Raw genomic sequence first — 17,709 nt, 5'->3', positions numbered from 1 at the left:
TGCGGGCGACCTGTTCGCACCCCGGACAACCGAGTTATTTGGACGACCCGTTATCCCCTCGGCGTTCATCGGGTCTGAAGGAGCAGAAGCAGCATGCGCACATCGGAAATCGCCAAGCGTTTCCTCGATTATTTCCAGGACAAGGATCATCTGGTGGTTCCCTCCGCCTCCCTGATCTCGCCTAATCCCACCACGCTCTTCACCATCGCCGGCATGGTTCCCTTCATCCCCTATCTGCTGGGGGAGCAGACCCCGCCCAAGAGCCGGATGGCCAGCAACCAGAAGTGCGTGCGCACCCTGGACATCGATGAGGTGGGCAAGACCACCCGTCACGGCACCTTCTTCCAAATGCTGGGCAACTTCTCCTTCGGGGACTACTTCAAGGAGGAGGCCATCCACTATGCCTGGGACCTGCTGACCAAGCCCCAGGATCAGGGCGGCTACGGCTTCGATCCTGACACGATCTGGGTGACCACCTACACCGATGACGAGGAGGCTCGCTCCCTGTGGAAGAACGAGGGCTTCGACCCCGAACACATGGAGATCCTGGGCATGGAGGACAACTTCTGGACCACCGGCGGCCCCGGCCCCGGCGGCCCCTGCTCCGAAATCTATGTGGACCGCGGCCCTGCCTATGGCAAGGAGGGCGGCCCCTCGGCCGACGAAAACCGGTATATCGAGATTTGGGATCTGGTCTTCGAAAACTACGAGGTGGACAATGTCCGCTCCAAGACCGACCTGCACATCGTGGGGGAGCTGGAGCACAAGAACATCGACACCGGCGCCGGCCTGGAGCGCCTGGCCTATCTGCTTCAGGGCAAGCAGAACATCTATGAGACCGATGAGGTCTATCCCGTCATCCAGGCTGCCGAGGGCCTGTCTGGCCGGCACTACGGCGACGACGCCCAGGATGACGTGCGCTTCCGTGTGGTGGCCGACCACGTACGCTCGGCCCTGATGATCATGAGCGACGGCGTCCGTCCCAGCAATGTCGGCCGGGGCTATGTGCTGCGTCGACTGCTGCGCCGGACGATCCGCTCCATGAAGATGCTGGGTGTGGACCAAGAAGTCCTGCCCCAGCTCTTCCCGGTCTCCAAGGAGGCCATGGCCCCCAGCTACCCAGAGCTCAACGACACCTTTTCCGAAGTGGCCGAATCGGCCTATGGCGAGGAGCTGGCCTTCCGCCGGACCCTGGACAAGGGGACCACCATTCTGGATACGGCCGTCAACAAGGCCAAGAGCGGGAAGGGCGAACCTGAGGTCTCCGGCAAGGATGCCTTCACCCTGCATGACACTTACGGGTTCCCCATCGAACTGACCCTTGAGATGGCTGCTGAGCAGGGCGTCAAGGTGGACCAGGACGAGTTCCGAAAGCTCATGAATGAGCAGAAGTCCAGGGCCCGCGCCGATGCCATGAAGAAGCGGCACAACGTCGATCTGAGCGTATACGACGATATGCGCAAGAGCCTGGACGAACCTCAGGTCTTCCTGGGCTACACCGACTTTTCCAGCCGCTCGACCGTCCTGGGCATCATCCAGGAGGGCAAGGGGGCGGTTCCGGCCGTCAAGGCCCCTGCCCAGGTCGAGGTGATTCTGGACCGCACGCCCTTCTATGCCGAGGCAGGTGGACAGCTGGCCGACCAGGGCGAGATTCTGACCGACGATGGGGCCGTCCTGGAGGTGGACGACGTGCAGAAGCCCATAAAGGGGCTGACCATCCACCGCTGCCGGCTGACGGAAGGGACACTGACCCTGCAGGCCAAGGTCACGGCCAACATCGACCGGAACCGGCGCGGGGCCATTGCCCGCTCGCACACCGCCACGCACATGGTCCACAAGGCCCTGCGAGAGGAACTGGGTCCCCAGGCTACGCAGCGCGGTTCCGAGGATGCGCCCAGCAGGCTGCGTTTCGACTTCCAGTGGTCGCAGGCCCCCAGCCGCCAGGCCATGGATGCTGTGGAAGCCCGTGTCAACGACCGGCTGCGCGACAACCTGGCTGTGACCGCGCAGGAGATGAAGTATGACGACGCCATCGCCCTGGGCGCCATGCACCTGTTCGGGGAGAAGTACGGCGATGTGGTCCGTGTGGTCTCCATCGGCGAGGACGGATGGAGCCGTGAGCTCTGCGGGGGAACCCATGTGGACCACGTGGGCAAGATCGGCGCGGTCTCCATCATGTCCGAGGCCTCGGTGGGCACCGGCGTTCGTCGTGTCGATGCCGTGGTGGGCCAGGGGGCTTACGAATACAACGCCCGTGAGCACGCCCTGGTCTCTCAGCTCTCCGACAAGCTCAACGCCCGCCCTGACGAACTTGAGTCCAGGATCTCGGCTCTGCTGGCCAAGCTCAAGGAATCCGACCGTCGACTGGCGGCCACATATGAGCAGCAGATGGCCCAGGCTGTGCCCGAGCTGGCCAACCAGGCCCTGCATGCCCCGGGTGAGGTCAAGGTTGCATCCCGGAACATGGGGCATTTTGGCTCGGTCGATGCTCTGCGCAAGACGGTGACCGACCTGCGGGCCCGCATGGGCGAGGAGTACCCGGTTGTGGTCGCACTGGCCGGTGTCAGCGAGGATGACAAGCCCGTCATCTTCGTAGCCACCAACCAGGCGGCCCGTGACCGCGGTCTCAGGGCCGGCGATTTGGTCAGGACGGCTTCCAAGGTCCTGGGAGGCGGCGGTGGGGGCAAGCCTGACTTTGCCCAAGGTGGCGGCCAGGATGCCTCGGCCATCGATCGGGCCTTGAAAGCCCTGAGCGATCAGGTCCAAGAGGGCTGAGCTTTCCCGTGGGATTACAGACAGCCGTGTGGCTGGGGGTGGATCTTGGTGAGGCCAGGGTGGGTCTGGCCCTGTCGGACCCGGAGCTGACCCTGGCCTTTCCCGCTGGCAACATCAGGGTTCATGGTGACTACTTCCAAGCCCTGGACCAGGTGGAAGACCTGATTATGGACAAATGCGTGTCCAGGGTCGTAGTCGGACACCCCCTGCTTCTGAGCGGCCAGGCTGGTCGCAGCGCCAAAAAGGCGGCCCGTTGGGTGCGTGCCCTGACTGGTCGCCTGCAGGAGGCGGCCCAGGATGCCGACATTGCCCCTGAGCAGCTGCCCAGTGTAGTATTGCGAGACGAACGACTGACGACCGTCAGCGCCCATCGTCAGCTCTACGATGCCCGTGTGGACGGGCGAAGACATCGTCCCGTGGTCGATCAGCAGTCCGCTGTTGTGCTGTTGCAGTCGGCCCTGGACGACCAACGTGCCGACAAGGAGTGCTAATTGGCCGACGACATGCAGGAATTCTTCCAGGATAAGGTCCAGTGGGTTGCCGATGGGCAGGCCCCGGTTTCTGCCATGCCGCCGCGTCCTCCTCGTTCACGCCGTGAGATGCGCCGTCGGCGCGAAAGGCGCAAGCATCGCAAGCAGATCATGTGCATCATCATCGCCCTTGCGGTCGTGCTGGCCACCTCCTGCGTGGTGATTCTGGTAGGTGGGCTGCGCCATGGCGCCCCCCGGATCGTAGCCACCAAGGAGGTCGCCCCCGACTATCCAGGCCCGGGCGGACAGCCCCTGGAGTTCACGGTCGAGAGCGGCCAGGGGGCTGATCAGGTGGGCGCCAATCTGGTCAAGGCGGGAGTGGTCAAGTCCACGGCTGCCTTCCTGCACGCCATAACCAGCACCCAGTCCGAATCAAGGCTCCTGCCTGGTACTTTCGATCTGCGTCTGCGGATGAAGGCCTCAGACGTGGTGGCCATTTTGACTGACCGGAGCAAGGCCGGAGGCTTCCTGCAGGTGAGGGCCGGCGAGCGGGTCCGCGATGTGGTTGCCCGGGCTGCCCAGCTTTCCGGGGTTCCGCAGAGCGAATTCGACGCTCTGATCCAGGCCAAGAGCGAGGACATCCTGCCCCAGGAGGCGCAGGGTAACTTCGAGGGTTGGCTGCAGCCTGGTGAGTACGACGTGCGCAAGGCCGGGTCGGCCAAGGCCATCCTGGGCAACCTGGTCTCCAAGCGGATTGAGCACCTGGACCAGTTGGGCGTTCCCGGAGGCCAGGATCGGCAGACCATACTGAACACGGCCTCCATCACCGAGGCCGAGGTCAACAAGTCGGAATACTACAGCAAGGTGGCCAGGGTCATCGAAAACCGATTGGCCAAGGGAATGCCCCTGGGCATGGACAGCACCGTGGCCTACTCCAACAATGTCTCGGCCTTGAAGCTGACCGATGCCATGCTGAAGAATGCCAACGACCCCTACAACACCAGGATCCACCAGGGTCTGCCACCAGGCCCCATCGGTAGCCCTGGGGACGAGGCTATCCAGGCGGTCATGCATCCTGAGTCGGGCGACTGGCTCTATTTCGTGACCGTCAACATGGACACGGGAGAGACCAGGTTCAGCGACAACCCTGATCAGTTCAACCGCGATGTCAAGGAGTACAAGGCCTGGGAGTCCCAGCACAACGAGCAGGGCAAGTAGCGCATTGTCCCTGGATTCCAGGACCTCGATTGTCCGACTGACTGCCGGTCCTAGATGGCTGCGATGAGCAGGGCCACCACCGCTGCGGCTAGGATGACCGGGACGTAGGCCAGCGAGAGAGGGCCGTCTGTCCTGGCCGACCCGCGGCGACGGGCCAACCAGACCAGAGCCAGGGCGACCAGCCCCAGCAGGCCCATCATCAGCCACCAGACCAGGATGGTGGTCCATCCCAGAACAGACAGGCTCAGGGCGACCAGACCCGTAGCCGTCACGTCGCCCAGTCCCAGGGCACCGGGTCGGACCAGGGCCAGCAAGAGCTGAAGGCCTGAACATGCCAGAGTCAGTAGCAGGCACTGCACCAGCAGCATCGGTTGAGCCTGGATCAGGCAAAAGCACAGCAGGGTCACGGTCTGCAGTATCAGTCCGAAGAACACCAGAAGACGTGGGACTCGCCGGGAACGGATATCGATAAGGGCCAGGAGGAGGGCGGTCAGCAGTCCCGGCGCTGGGATGAGGTAGACCATCTTCTAAGATAATCATAGGTAGCCCTAACCTGGCAAACGAGGAACGAACGAGGAGCTTGAATATGTTGCGCTGGCAGACGGCAGGGGAATCCCATGGAGAGGCCCTGGTGGCCATGATGGAGGGTCTGCCCGCAGGGGTTGCCGTGTCCACCAAGGACATTGAATCGGCCCTGGCCCGTCGTCGGCTGGGCTATGGCCGCGGGGCCAGGATGGGCTTTGAGCAGGACAAGGTGCGTCTGCTGACCGGAGTCAGGCATGGGCGCACGCTCGGTTCACCGGTGGCCATCGAGATCGGCAACACGGAGTGGCCCAAGTGGGAGCGGATCATGAGCGTGGACGAGCTGCCCGCCGATCAGGAGCCCCCGGCGACCGGTCGCAACGCCCCGCTGACCAGGCCCAGGCCCGGCCACGCCGATCTGACCGGCATGCGCAAGTACGGATTTACGGATGCGCGTCCCGTCCTTGAACGCTCTTCAGCCAGGGAGACCGCCTCCCGGGTGGCCCTGGGGTCGGTGGCCGCCGACTTCCTGCGGCAGGCCCTGGGAATACGGACCGTCTCCCATGTCATCTCCATCGCCGGTGTCGGCCTGGAAGGTCATGAAGTCACGCCCGGTCCTGAAGACGGGCCAGCTCTGGATGCCTCGCCGGTCAGGACCCTGGACAAGGACGCCGAAAAGCGGATGATGGCCAGGATCGACCAGATTAAGAAGGACGGCGACACCGCCGGCGGGGTCTTCGAGGTCATCGCCTATGGCGTGCCTGCAGGCCTGGGCACCTATGTGGAGGACGACCGGCGTCTGGATGCGGCCCTGGCCGCCGCCTTCATGGGCATTCAGGCCATCAAGGGCGTGGAGATCGGCGACGGATTCAGGGAGGCTGATCGCCCTGGTTCACAGGCCCATGACGAGATGGAGCCCGGTCCGGACGGCACGATCCGCAGGCTCAGCAACCACGCAGGCGGGCTGGAGGGCGGCACCTCCAACGGCCAGCCCATCAGGGTGAGGGCCGCCATGAAGCCCATCTCCTCGGTGCCGCGGGCCCTGCGCACGGTGGATGTGGCCACCGGCCAGCCTGCCCAGGCCATCCATCAGCGTTCCGATGTGACCGCCGTGCCTGCCGCCGCAGTGATCGGCGAAGCCATGATGAACCTGACCCTGGCCCGATTCGCTTTGGAGAAGTTCGGCGGCGACTCGCTCGAGGAGGTTCGGCGCAACGCCCAGGCCTACCTCCAGTCCTGGCCCGAGCATCTGCGGTGAGGGGCGGTCTTGCATGATTGAAAGCAGCAGTATGCCCAAGGCCGTCGTCATCGGCATGCCCGGCGCGGGCAAGACCCGTCTGGGCAGGGAGACGGCCGCCCTGATCAAGGCGCCCTTCCGGGATACGGACCAGTGCATCGAAAAAGAAGCGGGTCGGTCGGTCAGTGAGATCTTCGACACTCAGGGCGAGCAGGCTTTCCGTGACATGGAGACCCGGGCGGTCCTGGACCTCCTGAAGGATTTCCCCGGCGGCATCCTGTCCCTGGGTGGAGGCGCACCCATGAGTACCGGTGTCTTCCAGGCGCTCCAGGACTATCGGCGGGCAGGCGGTGCTGTGGTCTACCTGCAGATCGACCCCGAGGAGGGCGTAAGCCGGGCGGCTCGCTCGGATCACCGCCCCCTTCTTCGCGGCGGCGCATCAGAGCGCTGGATGGCTCTCTATCGCGAGCGCCGCAGCGTCTACCAGGAGCTGGCCACCATCACCCTCAAATCCAGGAACACCACCCCCCGGGCCCTGGCCAGACGGCTGGCCGATGCCCTGACTGAGCGGGTGGTTCACGTCAGCGGTCCCGACCCCTACGATGTGAGGATCGGCGCCGGGGTGACCGGGCGACTGCATGAGCTGCTTGGCGACCAGACCATGCGTGTGGCCCTGATTCACACCCAGCCGGTCCAGCGCCATTCCGACCATGCCCGGGCCCTGCTTCGCCAGGCCGGGTATCAGGTGGTGGATCTGACCATTCCCGACGCGGAGGCCGGCAAGACCATCCAGGTCAGCCAGGGCATCTGGGAGCGCCTGGCCACCGAGGGCTTCACCCGTTCCGACGCGGTTGTGGGACTGGGTGGGGGAGCGGCCACAGACCAGGCCGGGTTCATCGCCGCCACCTGGATGCGCGGCATTCGCTATGTGAACTGCCCCACCTCCCTGCTGGCCATGGTCGATGCCTCCACCGGCGGCAAAACCGGCATCAACCTCGAGCAGGGCAAGAATCTGGTCGGCAGCTTCTATACCCCTGCCGGCGTCCTGGCTGACCTGCGGACCCTGCGGACCCTGCCCAATGAGATCTTTGTAGAGGGCCTGGGCGAGGTGGCCAAGTCCGGATTCATCATGGACGGCGGCATCCTGCGTGAGCTGGAGGAGCGGGCCGAGTCCCTGCGCGCCTTCGACGGACGGGAGTCCGACCAGTGGTTGGGCACGGTTGTCCAGGAACTGATCGAACGTACCGTAGAGGTCAAGGCCCGGCACGTCTCAGTGGACCTCAAGGAATCCGGCTTGAGGGAGTTCCTCAACTATGGTCACACCCTTGGCCACGCCATTGAGAAGATCGAACACTTCACCTGGCGGCATGGTCAGGCCGTGTCCGTGGGCATGGTCTTCGCAGCCGAGCTGGCCAGGATCACCGGCCACCTGGATCAGGAGGCGGTCGACTACCACAGGAGGCTTCTGTCTTCGCTGGGACTGAGAACCTGGTGGAATGGGGGAGACTTCGATCAGGTGTTGGCCCTCATGCATCGGGACAAAAAGGCCCGTGGCAACAAGTTGAGGTTTATCATTCTTGATGGTTTGGGCAAACCCACCCACCTGGACGACCCGCCGGTCTCGGCACTCAAGAAGGCCTTCCAGGCCATACGCGAGGAGGGATGACAGATGGCGGATGCCGACAAGGGCAGGCAGACGGTTCTGGTGGTCAACGGACCCAACCTGGGTCGGCTGGGTGTGCGGGACCCTGAAGTCTACGGTCGTCAGGATCTGGCGACCCTGACCAGGGATTGCGAAGACTGGGGTCGGCAGCTGGGTCTGGATGTCGAGGTGTTGCAATCGGATGACGAGGGCCAGGTCATCCGTTGGATGCATCAGGCAGTGGACCAAGGCAGTGCCGTAGTGCTCAACCCGGCCGCCTTCACCCACTACAGCTATGGGCTTGCCGATGCCGCCGTCCAGGTCACCCAGGCAGGGCTGCCGCTGATGGAGGTCCATATTTCCAATCCTTCATCCCGGGAGGCCTTCCGTCGGCGCAGCGTCATCTCGCCAGTGGCCACCGGAACCATCACAGGCATGGGCTTCTACGGCTACCGGCTGGCCCTGGAGGCTGTGGCCCACCTGTTGGAGACCGCATGAGTGAGGGCGGGGAGACCGGCAAGAAACTCTCCGCACCGCCCAAGGCCATCCTTGTCCGCGGCGCCAGGGTCCATAACCTGCGCAATCTGGATGTCGACATTCCTTTGAATCGCCTGGTGGGCATCGCGGGGGTCTCGGGCTCCGGCAAGTCCTCCCTGGCTTTGGGGGTCCTCTATGCCGAAGGCTCCCGCCGCTACCTGGAGTCCCTGTCCACCTACACCAGGAGGCGGATGACCCAGGCCCAGCGTCCCCAGGTTGACTCGGTGCGCTTCCTGCCTCCGGCTTTAGCTCTGCGTCAGCGGCCGGGCGTGGGCGGCATGCGCTCCACCTTCGGCACCGCCACCGAGCTGCTCAACGTGCTCAGGCTGATGTTCTCCCGGCTGGCCAGCCACGTCTGCCCCAATGGCCATCGCCAGGCGCCCACCCTGGCCGTGGCGGCCGAGATGCCCGCCACCTGCCCGATTTGCGGCGCTAAGGTGGAGCCCCCCAGCGCCGAGGAGCTGGCCTTCAACTCCCTGGGAGCCTGCCCCACCTGCCAGGGGACCGGGACCGTGCGCGAGGTGGACGACGCCACCCTGGTCCCCGACGACAGCCTGACCATCGACCAGGGGGCCGTGGTGCCCTGGCGGACCTTCGGCTTCAATGTCCAGCCCGACATCGTTCGCGAGTTCGGAGTCCGCACCGACGTGCCCTGGCGGGATCTGACCGATCGGGAGCGGAGGATCGTCTTCGAGGGCCCGGCCGAGAAGAAGCACATCACCATCACTTCGATCAAGGGGGTCCACGAGCTGGACTTCACCTTCCGCAACGCACGGTTGACCGTGACCGAGGAGCTCAAGAGGGCCAACGACGACAAGCGTCTGGCCAAGGTGGCCAAGTTCCTGACCGAGCGGACCTGCCCGGACTGCAAGGGCACCAGGCTCAACCAGCAGGCGCGTCTGCCCGAGATCAACGGGGACAATTTGGCCGAGGTCACCTCCTGGCCCCTGGATAAGGTGCTGGACTGGGGTCGGAAAATGCCGCCCACATTGCCCGAAGCCATGCGGCCCATGGCCTCGGCCCTGTGCAAGACCCTGGACGAGATGGGCAGGCGGTTGATCCAGCTGGGACTGAGCTACCTGACACTGGACCGCTCCAGTGCCTCCCTGTCCACAGGTGAGCGGCAGCGGGCCCAGCTGGCCAGGGCTGTGCGCAACGAGACCACCGGCGTGCTCTATGTGCTGGACGAGCCCTCGACCGGTCTGCATCCTGCCAACCTGGAGGGGCTCATAGGGGTCATGCGCGACCTGCTGGCCGACGGCAATTCGGTGGTTTTCGTCGACCACGACGTCAAGGTTCTGCAATCAGCCGACTATCTGATTGAAATGGGTCCCGGGGCAGGGGAGCGCGGCGGCAGTATACTCGCCCAGGGAGCCCCAGAGCGAATCGCCGCAGACCCGGATTCGCGCATCGCCGGCTTTTTGGACGGACGTGAATCCGTTTTGGTACGGGACCGGCATCCCATGCCTGCAGGGAATGGGTGGATCCGCATGCAGTCAGGACCCATTCACACGGTACACCCTCTGGATCTGGCCATTCCTCGTGGGTGCATGACGGCTGTGACCGGCGTATCCGGCTCCGGCAAGACCACCATGATCCTGGAGTCCCTGGTCCCGGCCCTTCAGGCCCGCATCCAAGGCCACCCCATGCCCAAGCATGTGCATAGCCTGGATCCGGCGGGCATCGACAGGGTTCGCCTGGTGGACTCCTCGCCCATCGGCATCAACGTGCGCTCCACGGTGGCCACCTACTCGGGGCTCATGGACCGGCTGCGCCGCCTCTTCGCGGCCACTGACCAGGCGAAAAGGGAGAAGCTGGGCATCTCGGCTTTCTCCTACAACACAGGATCGCTGCGCTGTCCCCAGTGCGACGGCACCGGCCAGATCAGCCTGGATGTGCAGTTCCTGCCGGACATCCCCATCACCTGCCCCAGTTGCCATGGTCGTCGATACCGTCCGGAGGCCGAGCACTACCGTCTGTCCACGCCGGCACACCTGGAGCCGATGAGCCTGCCCGATCTGCTGGCCATGGAGGTGGGCCGGGCCCTGGAGGTCTTCGCACAGGGCCGTGAGTACACAGCCATCCGCCGAGGCCTGCAGACACTGAAGGACCTGGGCCTGGACTACCTGACCCTGGGGGAGGACACCCCCTCACTTTCTGGCGGGGAGGCCCAGCGTCTGAAGCTGTCCAACGAGCTGGGTCGCAGGCAGAATGGCTCCATGTTCGTCCTGGACGAGCCCACCACAGGCCTGCATCCCTTGGATGTGCGCGTCCTGATCGGAGTGCTGGAGCGCCTGGTCAGCAAGGGGGCCACGGTGGTCTTCATCGAGCACGATCTGGACATGATCGCCAACGCCGACCATGTGGTAGATATGGGCCCGGGGGGCGGTGATCGGGGCGGAAGAATCGTGGCCCAGGGCGACCCTGAATCCGTGGCCCGCAACCCGGATTCGGTGACCGGCCGCTACCTGGGCGACCACCTGCATCTGAGCCGTGCCTGAATCCGTCCCTCCTCCTCGAGTGTTGGCCGGTTTCTGGTCGCTCCTGCCTGATAGGCTGAAGTTCCATGGTCAGAGAACATGGAAATTCGCAAGGGCATATCACCAAACACATTTTCGTCACCGGCGGCGTGGTCTCTTCACTGGGCAAGGGACTGACCGCATCCTCTCTTGGCCGGTTGCTGAGAAGCCGTGGAATCCGCGTTCTTCAACAGAAGCTGGATCCATACATCAACGTCGATCCGGGAACCATGAACCCCTTCCAACACGGCGAGGTCTACGTGACCGAGGACGGGGCCGAAACCGATCTGGACATCGGCCACTATGAGCGTTTCACCGACGTCTTCCTCTCCCAGAAGGCCAATGTGACCACCGGTCAGATTTACCAGTCCGTTCTGCGCAAGGAGCGGGCGGGGGAGTACCTGGGCCAGTGCGTCCAGGTCATTCCCCATGTGACCAACGAGATCAAGAGCCGCATGCGGGCCCAGGCCAGCGACGATGTGGACGTGATCATCACCGAGATCGGCGGGACTGTGGGTGACATCGAGTCCCAGCCCTTCATGGAGGCCGCACGCGAGGTTCGTCGGGACATCGGCCCGGACAACTGCATGTTTGTCCATGTTTCCCTGGTTCCCTACGTGGCCGCCGCCCACGAGCTCAAGACCAAGCCCACCCAGCACTCGGTCATGGCCCTGCGCCAGTTGGGCATCGCCCCTGATGCCCTGGTGCTGCGCTCCGACCGGCCACTCAACCAGGGCATCAAGGACAAGATCTCCCTGATGTGCGACGTGGATGCTGAGGGCGTGGTCAACTGCGTGGATGCGCCCAGCATCTATGACGTGCCCAAGATCCTCTATAAGGAGGGCCTGGATACCTACGTGGTGCGCAAGCTGGGGCTGCCCTTCCACGATGTCGACTGGAACGAGTGGGAGGACCTGTTGGATAGGGTCCACAACCCGCGCACCAAGGTGGCCATTGCCATCGTGGGCAAGTACATCGATTTGCCGGATGCTTACCTGTCGGTTATCGAGGCGCTGAAGGCCGGCGGCTTCGCCAACCGGTCCCAGGTCCAGGTCAAGCTGGTTGCCGCCGATACCTGTGAGACCATGGACGGTGCCCGCAAGGCCCTGGAGGGCGTGGACGGCATTGTGGTCCCCGGTGGCTTCGGCATCCGCGGTATCGAGGGCAAGATCGGCGCCTTGCGCTACGCCCGCGAGACTGGCCTGCCCGCCCTGGGCCTCTGCCTGGGTCTGCAGTCCATGGTCATCGAGTTTGCCCGCCACGTCCTGGGTCTGGAGGATGCGAACTCTTCGGAGTTCGAGCCTGACTGCGAGAACCCGGTCATCGCCACCATGGAGGAGCAGAAGGACATCGTGGCGGGCCATGGCGACATGGGCCATACCATGCGGCTGGGTGCCTACCCGGCAGTGCTCAAGCCTGACTCCCTGGTGGCCCGGCTCTATGGCTCCACCGAGATTTCCGAGCGCCACCGCCACCGCTATGAGGTCAACGTGGCCTACAAGGAGCGGCTGGATAAGGCCGGCCTGCACATCTCGGGCACCAGCCCGGACGGGCAGCTGACCGAGTTCGTGGAGCTCTCCCAGGATCAGCACCCCTTCTATGTGGGCACCCAGGCCCACCCGGAGTTCAAGTCTCGGCCCACCAAGCCGCACCCTCTCTTCACTGGTCTGGTCAAGGCCAGTCTGGAGCACGGAGGCCAGGAGGCCGCCTGAGGTCGATTCGTTTTCAAAAACGTTGACTAAGATCGCTCGTTTCCCTCTTATGGGAGACGGGCGATCGTCCGTATCAGTGCTTTTGTCAAGAGGCGGGCTGGATTCCTTAGAGAGCGTAAGCCCAGGTCTGGCGGTTCACTACGGTCCCGGTTATCCTGTAATGGTGTGAACGGCCGCATATGGCGGCCGTGCGTGTGTTAGGAGGTCTCAGCTCGTGGACAGCACCTCGCAGCGGACAGACACATCGCGGGATGTGGAAATGAGCCAATACGTGGCTGACCGCTCCCGCGTCAACGAAGAAAAAATCAAAAAAGACGACCAGATCATCTCCGAGTTCGGCGACTATACCTATGGCTGGCATGACTCCGACGATGCCGGGCGCAACGCCCACAAGGGCATCGACGAGGACGTGGTCCGGGCGATCTCGGCCGACAAGGGCGAGCCTGACTGGATGCTGCAGATGCGTCTCAAGGGTTATCGGGCCTTCATGGAGAAGCCCATGCCCAAGTGGGGCGTGGATTTGAGCGGGTTCGATGCCGACGACTTCAAGTACTACGTCAAGCCCTTGAAGGAGCAGGCCAAGGACTGGAAGGACCTGCCCGACGACATCCGCACCACCTATGACCGGCTGGGCATCCCCGAGGCCGAGAAGAAGCGGTTGGTCTCCGGCGTTGCCGCCCAGTACGAGTCCGAGGTCATCTACAACTCCATCCGCGACGACCTGCGCAAACAGGGGGTCATCTTCCTGGATACGGACACGGCCCTCAAGGAGTACCCGGACCTCTTCCGCAAGTACTTCGCCACGGTCATCCCTCCGGACGACAACAAGTTCGCCGCCCTGAACACGGCAGCCTGGTCGGGCGGCTCCTTCGTCTACGTGCCCAAGGGCGTCCATGTGGACATCCCCCTGCAGGCCTACTTCCGCATCAACACGCCCAACATGGGCCAATTCGAGCGCACGCTGATCATCGCCGACGAGGGTTCCTACGTCCATTACGTGGAAGGCTGCACGGCCCCCATCTATTCCACCGACTCCCTGCATGCGGCCAATGTGGAGATTGTGGTCGAGCCTCACGCCCGTGTGCGCTACACCACGGTCCAGAACTGGTCCAACAACGTCTACAACCTGGTCACCCAGCGCGCCTATGTACGTGAGGGCGGCACCATGGAGTGGGTGGACGGCAACATCGGGTCCAAGGCCACCATGAAGTACCCGGCCTGCATCCTGGCCGAGCCCTACGCCAAGGCCGAGACCCTCTCCCTGGGCTTCGCCGGCAAAGGCCAGTATCAGGATACGGGCGCCAAGATGATCCACCTGGCACCCCACACCTCCTCCACCATCGTCTCCAAGTCCATCTCCCGCAACGGGGGAAGGGCCGCATACCGAGGCCTGGTCAAGATCATCAAGGGTGCCGAGAAGTCCTCCTCCTCGGTGGTCTGCGATGCCCTGCTGGTGGACGACTACTCCCGCTCGGATACCTACCCGCACGTGGATGTTCGCGAGGACGACGTCTCCATGGCCCACGAGGCCACCGTCTCCAAGGTCTCCGAGGACCAGCTCTTCTATCTGATGAGCCGCGGCCTGGAGGAGAAGGAGGCCATGGGCATGATAGTGCGCGGGTTCGTGGAGCCCATCTCCCGGCAGCTGCCCATGGAGTACGCGTTGGAGCTCAACCGCTTGGTCGAATTGCAGATGGAGGGTTCGGTAGGCTGATGTCACAGAAGAGCGAAATAACCATTCCGCATGCGGATCCCAAGGATCCCTATGCTTTCCCGGCCACCATGCCGTCCAGCGCCGACAAGGAGCCCCGCTCCTTCAATCCTGACGACTTCCCCATGCCCACCCGCAAGCAGGATGACTGGCGGTTCACCCCCATCGACCGGATGGAGGAGTTCTTCACCGTCTTCAAACCCAGCGGTCTGACCAAGGTCTCGGTCACCATGATCGACGGGTCCGAACCGCCCGCGGATCAGGTCAGCGTCAGCCGGATTCCCATGGATCAGGCCCCCTGCGGCACCGTCCTCAAGCCCAGCGACCGAGCAGCGGCTGTGGAGTGGGCCAGCGGCAAGCAGGCGACCGTGGTCAACCTCAGGGGCACCCTGGATCAGCCCGTGCTGGTCCGTGTGGACGGCGGCGGCCCTGAATTGGATGCCTTCCACCTGGTCATCAAGGCAGAGGCGGGCACCAAGGCCGATCTGGTGGTTGAGCACCAGGGCCAGGCACGTCTGGCTGAGGGGGTTGAAATCGACATCGGTGACAATTCGCAGATGTCGACCACCTTCATCCAGGAGTGGGACAAGGGCAGCAAGCATGTAGGCAACCACCGCATCCACCTGGGTGCCGAGGCCTCCCTGCGTCACTCGGTGGTCAGCCTGGGCGGCGATGTGGTGCGGTTGCGCATTGACCAGGACTTCGGCGGCGAGCAGGGCGACCTGAACATGCTGGGCATCTATTTCGTTGATCCCGGCCAGCACATGGAGCACCGGACCATGGTGGTGCACAACCATCCTAACTGCAAGTCCCGTGTGGTCTACAAGGGAGCCTTGGACGGAATCGGCGCGCACACCACCTGGGTGGGCAACGCGCTCATTCAGCCCACCGCGCCTGGAACTGACTCCTACGAGCTCAACCGGAACCTGGTGCTCACCCCTGGAGCCATCGCTGATTCAGAGCCTAACCTGGAGATCGAGAACGGCGACATCATCGGGGCAGGCCATGCAAGCTCGGTCGGACGCTTCGACGATGAGGAGCTCTTCTACCTTCAGTCCCGTGGCATCCCCGAGCAGGAGGCACGCAAGCTGGTGGTTCGAGGCTTCTTCGGCGAACTGGTGGAGGAGATCGATGTCCCCAGCGTCTCCGGGCACCTGATGGGGGTCATCGACCGCAGGCTGGCGGCCGGCGAGGATCAAGAGATGCAGCACGTTTTGGAGGAGAACTGACATGTCCACATTGGAAATCAAGGATCTGCACGTTTCAGTGGAGACCAAGGAGGGTCGCAAGCAGATCCTCAAGGGGGCCACGCTGACCGTCCACTCCGGCGAGACCCACGCCATCATGGGGCCCAACGGGTCCGGCAAGTCCACTCTGGCCTACACGCTGGCCGGCCATCCCAAGTATGAGGTGGATTCGGGCCAGGCCCTGCTGGATGGGCAGGATCTGCTCAAGATGACCCCGGACGAGCGGGCCAAGGCCGGGCTCTTCCTGGCCATGCAGTACCCGGTCGAGGTGCCCGGCGTGTCCATGACCAACTTCCTGCGTACTGCCAAGACCGAGGTCGACGGCAAGGCCCCGGCCATCCGCCAGTGGACCAAGGATCTGAACGATGCCATGAAGCGGCTGCGCATGGATCCCAAGTTTGCCCGGCGCTCCGTCAACGAGGGCTTCTCGGGCGGCGAGAAGAAGCGGGCCGAGGTCCTGCAGCTGGAGCTGCTCAAGCCCAAGTTCGCCGTCCTGGACGAAACCGACTCCGGGCTGGACGTGGACGCTCTGCGCATCGTCTCCGAAGGGGTCAACAGGGCCAAGGAGAACACCGGCATGGGCGTGCTCATGGTCACCCACTACACCAGGATCCTCAAGTACATAAAGCCTGACATCGTCCATGTCTTCGCCGACGGTCGCTTCGTGAAGACCGGCGGTCCCGAGCTGGCCGACACCCTGGAGGAGACCGGGTACGACCAGTACCTGCCCGAGGGTGCCGACTCCGAATCGGCTCTGGCCTGAGGATAAGAGAAGAGGTCCGCAATGGTTATCGATGACAGCATTCGTCAGCAGTTTCCGATTCTGGACCAGCAGGTGCACGGACACCCTCTGGTCTATCTGGATTCGGCCGCAACGGCTCAGAAGCCCCTGGCCGTCATCGATGCCGTTCGGGACTTCTACTTGAAGGACAACGCCGGGGTGCACCGAGGGGCCCATGAGTTGGCAGCCCGCAGCACCATGGCCTTCGAGCATGCCCGCTCCCGCGTGGCCGCCCTAGTCGGCGCGGAGGGTCAGGAGGGCGGAGAGGAGATCGTGGTCACTGCCGGGGCCACCGCCGCTCTGAATCTGCTGGCCACCGCCTTCGGCAATGCAAGCCTGGGTCGCGGAGGCAAAGCGGCCCGTCGATTCGCTCTGAAGCCCGGGGATGAGGTCGTGGTCAGCAAGGCTGAGCATCACTCGGTCCTCCTGCCTTTCCAGGAGCTTTGCTACCGGACCGGGGCGGTCCTCAGGTACTTCGATCTGGATCCGGATGGCCGCGTTCTTGCCGATACTGCCGATCAGGTCATTACGGAGCGGACCAAGGTGGTCGCCGTCACCCACGTCAGCAATGTGACCGGTGCCATCACAGACATCAAACCCCTCGTCCGCCGTGCCCACCAGGTGGGCGCCCTAGTGGTGTTGGACGTTTGCCAGTCGGTGCCTCATCTGCCTGTGGACCTGCACGCCATGGACGTGGACTTCGCCGCCTGGAGTGCCCACAAGATGTATGGCCCCACCGGCGTAGGCTTCCTCTATGGCCGCCGTGAGTTGCTGGAGGCCCTGCCTCCTGCTTCGTTCGGCGGATCCATGGTGGAGCTGGCCTATCTGGACCGCCCAGCCAGCTACATGGATCCTCCTGCCCGATTCGAGGCCGGCACACAGCCGGTGGCACAGATGATCGGGGCTGGTGCGGCTGCCGATTGGCTGATGAATTTGGGCATGGAGAATGTGGCCGAACACGAGAAAGCCATCACCACTGGTCTGTTGAGGCTGGGGGAGTTGGACGGGGTACGCATCCTCGGGCCGACCACTCCCGAGGGCCGGATCGGCACGGTCGCCTTCGATGTGCAGGGGGTCCATCCCCATGACGTGGGCCAGTATGTGGATTCGCGCGGAATTGCCATCCGCGTTGGACACCACTGCGCTCAGCCGGTCCATCGACACTTCGGTCTGATGGCCTCCAACCGGGCCTCGACCGGCGTGTACAATACCGTCGCCGACACGGATGCCCTGCTGGATGCCGTCTCCGGAGTCCGCAAGTTCTTCCGGGTGGCATGAGGGTCTTCACCGGCAGCGCATCGACGGTTTTGGCAAAAACATACTGGTAGGTTTAAGGAC

At 63.8% G+C, this 17,709-nt stretch carries 13 protein-coding genes; 12 read left to right on the top strand and 1 reads right to left on the bottom strand.

Going from position 1 to position 17,709, the window contains the following annotated elements:
* Window positions 1-93: 93 nt before the first annotated feature.
* From alaS to mltG, 3 genes are read left to right on the top strand one after another with little or no spacing between them, the layout of a single operon-like run.
* Window positions 94-2,775: an alanine--tRNA ligase gene (gene alaS / locus ACUIAI_RS03885; protein WP_445342708.1), complete on the top strand. Its 2,682-nt coding sequence runs from the start codon at window positions 94-96 to the stop codon at window positions 2,773-2,775.
* A gap of 8 nt (window positions 2,776-2,783) precedes the next feature.
* On the top strand, window positions 2,784-3,266 hold the full coding sequence (gene ruvX / locus ACUIAI_RS03880) for a Holliday junction resolvase RuvX (protein ID WP_445342707.1): 483 nt from the start codon (window positions 2,784-2,786) through the stop codon (window positions 3,264-3,266).
* Window positions 3,267-4,463: an endolytic transglycosylase MltG gene (gene mltG, locus ACUIAI_RS03875; protein WP_445342706.1), complete on the top strand. Its 1,197-nt coding sequence runs from the start codon at window positions 3,267-3,269 to the stop codon at window positions 4,461-4,463.
* A 50-nt stretch (window positions 4,464-4,513) separates the two neighbouring features.
* Here the strand turns inward: mltG and ACUIAI_RS03870 are convergent, their stop codons facing one another.
* The gene (locus ACUIAI_RS03870) at window positions 4,514-4,987 is read right to left on the bottom strand and encodes a hypothetical protein (protein ID WP_445342705.1); all 474 of its coding nucleotides are present in this window, start codon (window positions 4,985-4,987) and stop codon (window positions 4,514-4,516) included.
* A 62-nt stretch (window positions 4,988-5,049) separates the two neighbouring features.
* Between ACUIAI_RS03870 and aroC the strand changes: the two genes are divergently transcribed.
* The 9 genes from aroC (at window position 5,050) to ACUIAI_RS03825 (ending at window position 17,649) form a co-directional block, all read left to right on the top strand.
* On the top strand, window positions 5,050-6,243 hold the full coding sequence (gene aroC, locus ACUIAI_RS03865) for a chorismate synthase (protein ID WP_198205397.1): 1,194 nt from the start codon (window positions 5,050-5,052) through the stop codon (window positions 6,241-6,243).
* A gap of 13 nt (window positions 6,244-6,256) precedes the next feature.
* Window positions 6,257-7,888 (top strand): bifunctional shikimate kinase/3-dehydroquinate synthase, encoded by a 1,632-nt coding sequence (locus ACUIAI_RS03860; RefSeq protein ID WP_445342704.1) that lies wholly within the window; start codon window positions 6,257-6,259, stop codon window positions 7,886-7,888.
* Between the two features lie 3 nt (window positions 7,889-7,891).
* Window positions 7,892-8,362 (top strand): type II 3-dehydroquinate dehydratase, encoded by a 471-nt coding sequence (gene aroQ / locus ACUIAI_RS03855; protein WP_445342703.1) that lies wholly within the window; start codon window positions 7,892-7,894, stop codon window positions 8,360-8,362.
* Window positions 8,359-10,902: an excinuclease ABC subunit UvrA gene (locus ACUIAI_RS03850; RefSeq protein WP_445342702.1), complete on the top strand. Its 2,544-nt coding sequence runs from the start codon at window positions 8,359-8,361 to the stop codon at window positions 10,900-10,902. Before aroQ ends, ACUIAI_RS03850 begins: the two co-directional genes overlap by 4 nt.
* A gap of 65 nt (window positions 10,903-10,967) precedes the next feature.
* Window positions 10,968-12,632, top strand: a complete 1,665-nt coding sequence (locus ACUIAI_RS03845; RefSeq protein ID WP_198179751.1) for a CTP synthase — start codon at window positions 10,968-10,970, stop codon at window positions 12,630-12,632.
* A gap of 259 nt (window positions 12,633-12,891) precedes the next feature.
* Complete coding sequence (gene sufB / locus ACUIAI_RS03840; RefSeq protein WP_081581024.1) at window positions 12,892-14,346, top strand: Fe-S cluster assembly protein SufB; 1,455 nt, start codon at window positions 12,892-12,894, stop codon at window positions 14,344-14,346.
* Window positions 14,346-15,572: a Fe-S cluster assembly protein SufD gene (gene sufD, locus ACUIAI_RS03835; RefSeq protein WP_445342701.1), complete on the top strand. Its 1,227-nt coding sequence runs from the start codon at window positions 14,346-14,348 to the stop codon at window positions 15,570-15,572. Before sufB ends, sufD begins: the two co-directional genes overlap by 1 nt.
* Before the next feature lies 1 nt (window position 15,573).
* Window positions 15,574-16,353 carry a Fe-S cluster assembly ATPase SufC gene (gene sufC / locus ACUIAI_RS03830; protein WP_198177736.1) on the top strand — a complete coding sequence of 260 codons (780 nt, stop codon included), beginning with the start codon at window positions 15,574-15,576 and terminating at the stop codon, window positions 16,351-16,353.
* Between the two features lie 21 nt (window positions 16,354-16,374).
* Window positions 16,375-17,649: a SufS family cysteine desulfurase gene (locus ACUIAI_RS03825; RefSeq protein ID WP_445342700.1), complete on the top strand. Its 1,275-nt coding sequence runs from the start codon at window positions 16,375-16,377 to the stop codon at window positions 17,647-17,649.
* The last annotated feature ends 60 nt before the right edge of the window (window positions 17,650-17,709 follow it).

Source organism: Bifidobacterium sp. ESL0827, assembly GCF_052606685.1.
This window is presented reverse-complemented; position numbering and strand designations above follow the sequence as displayed.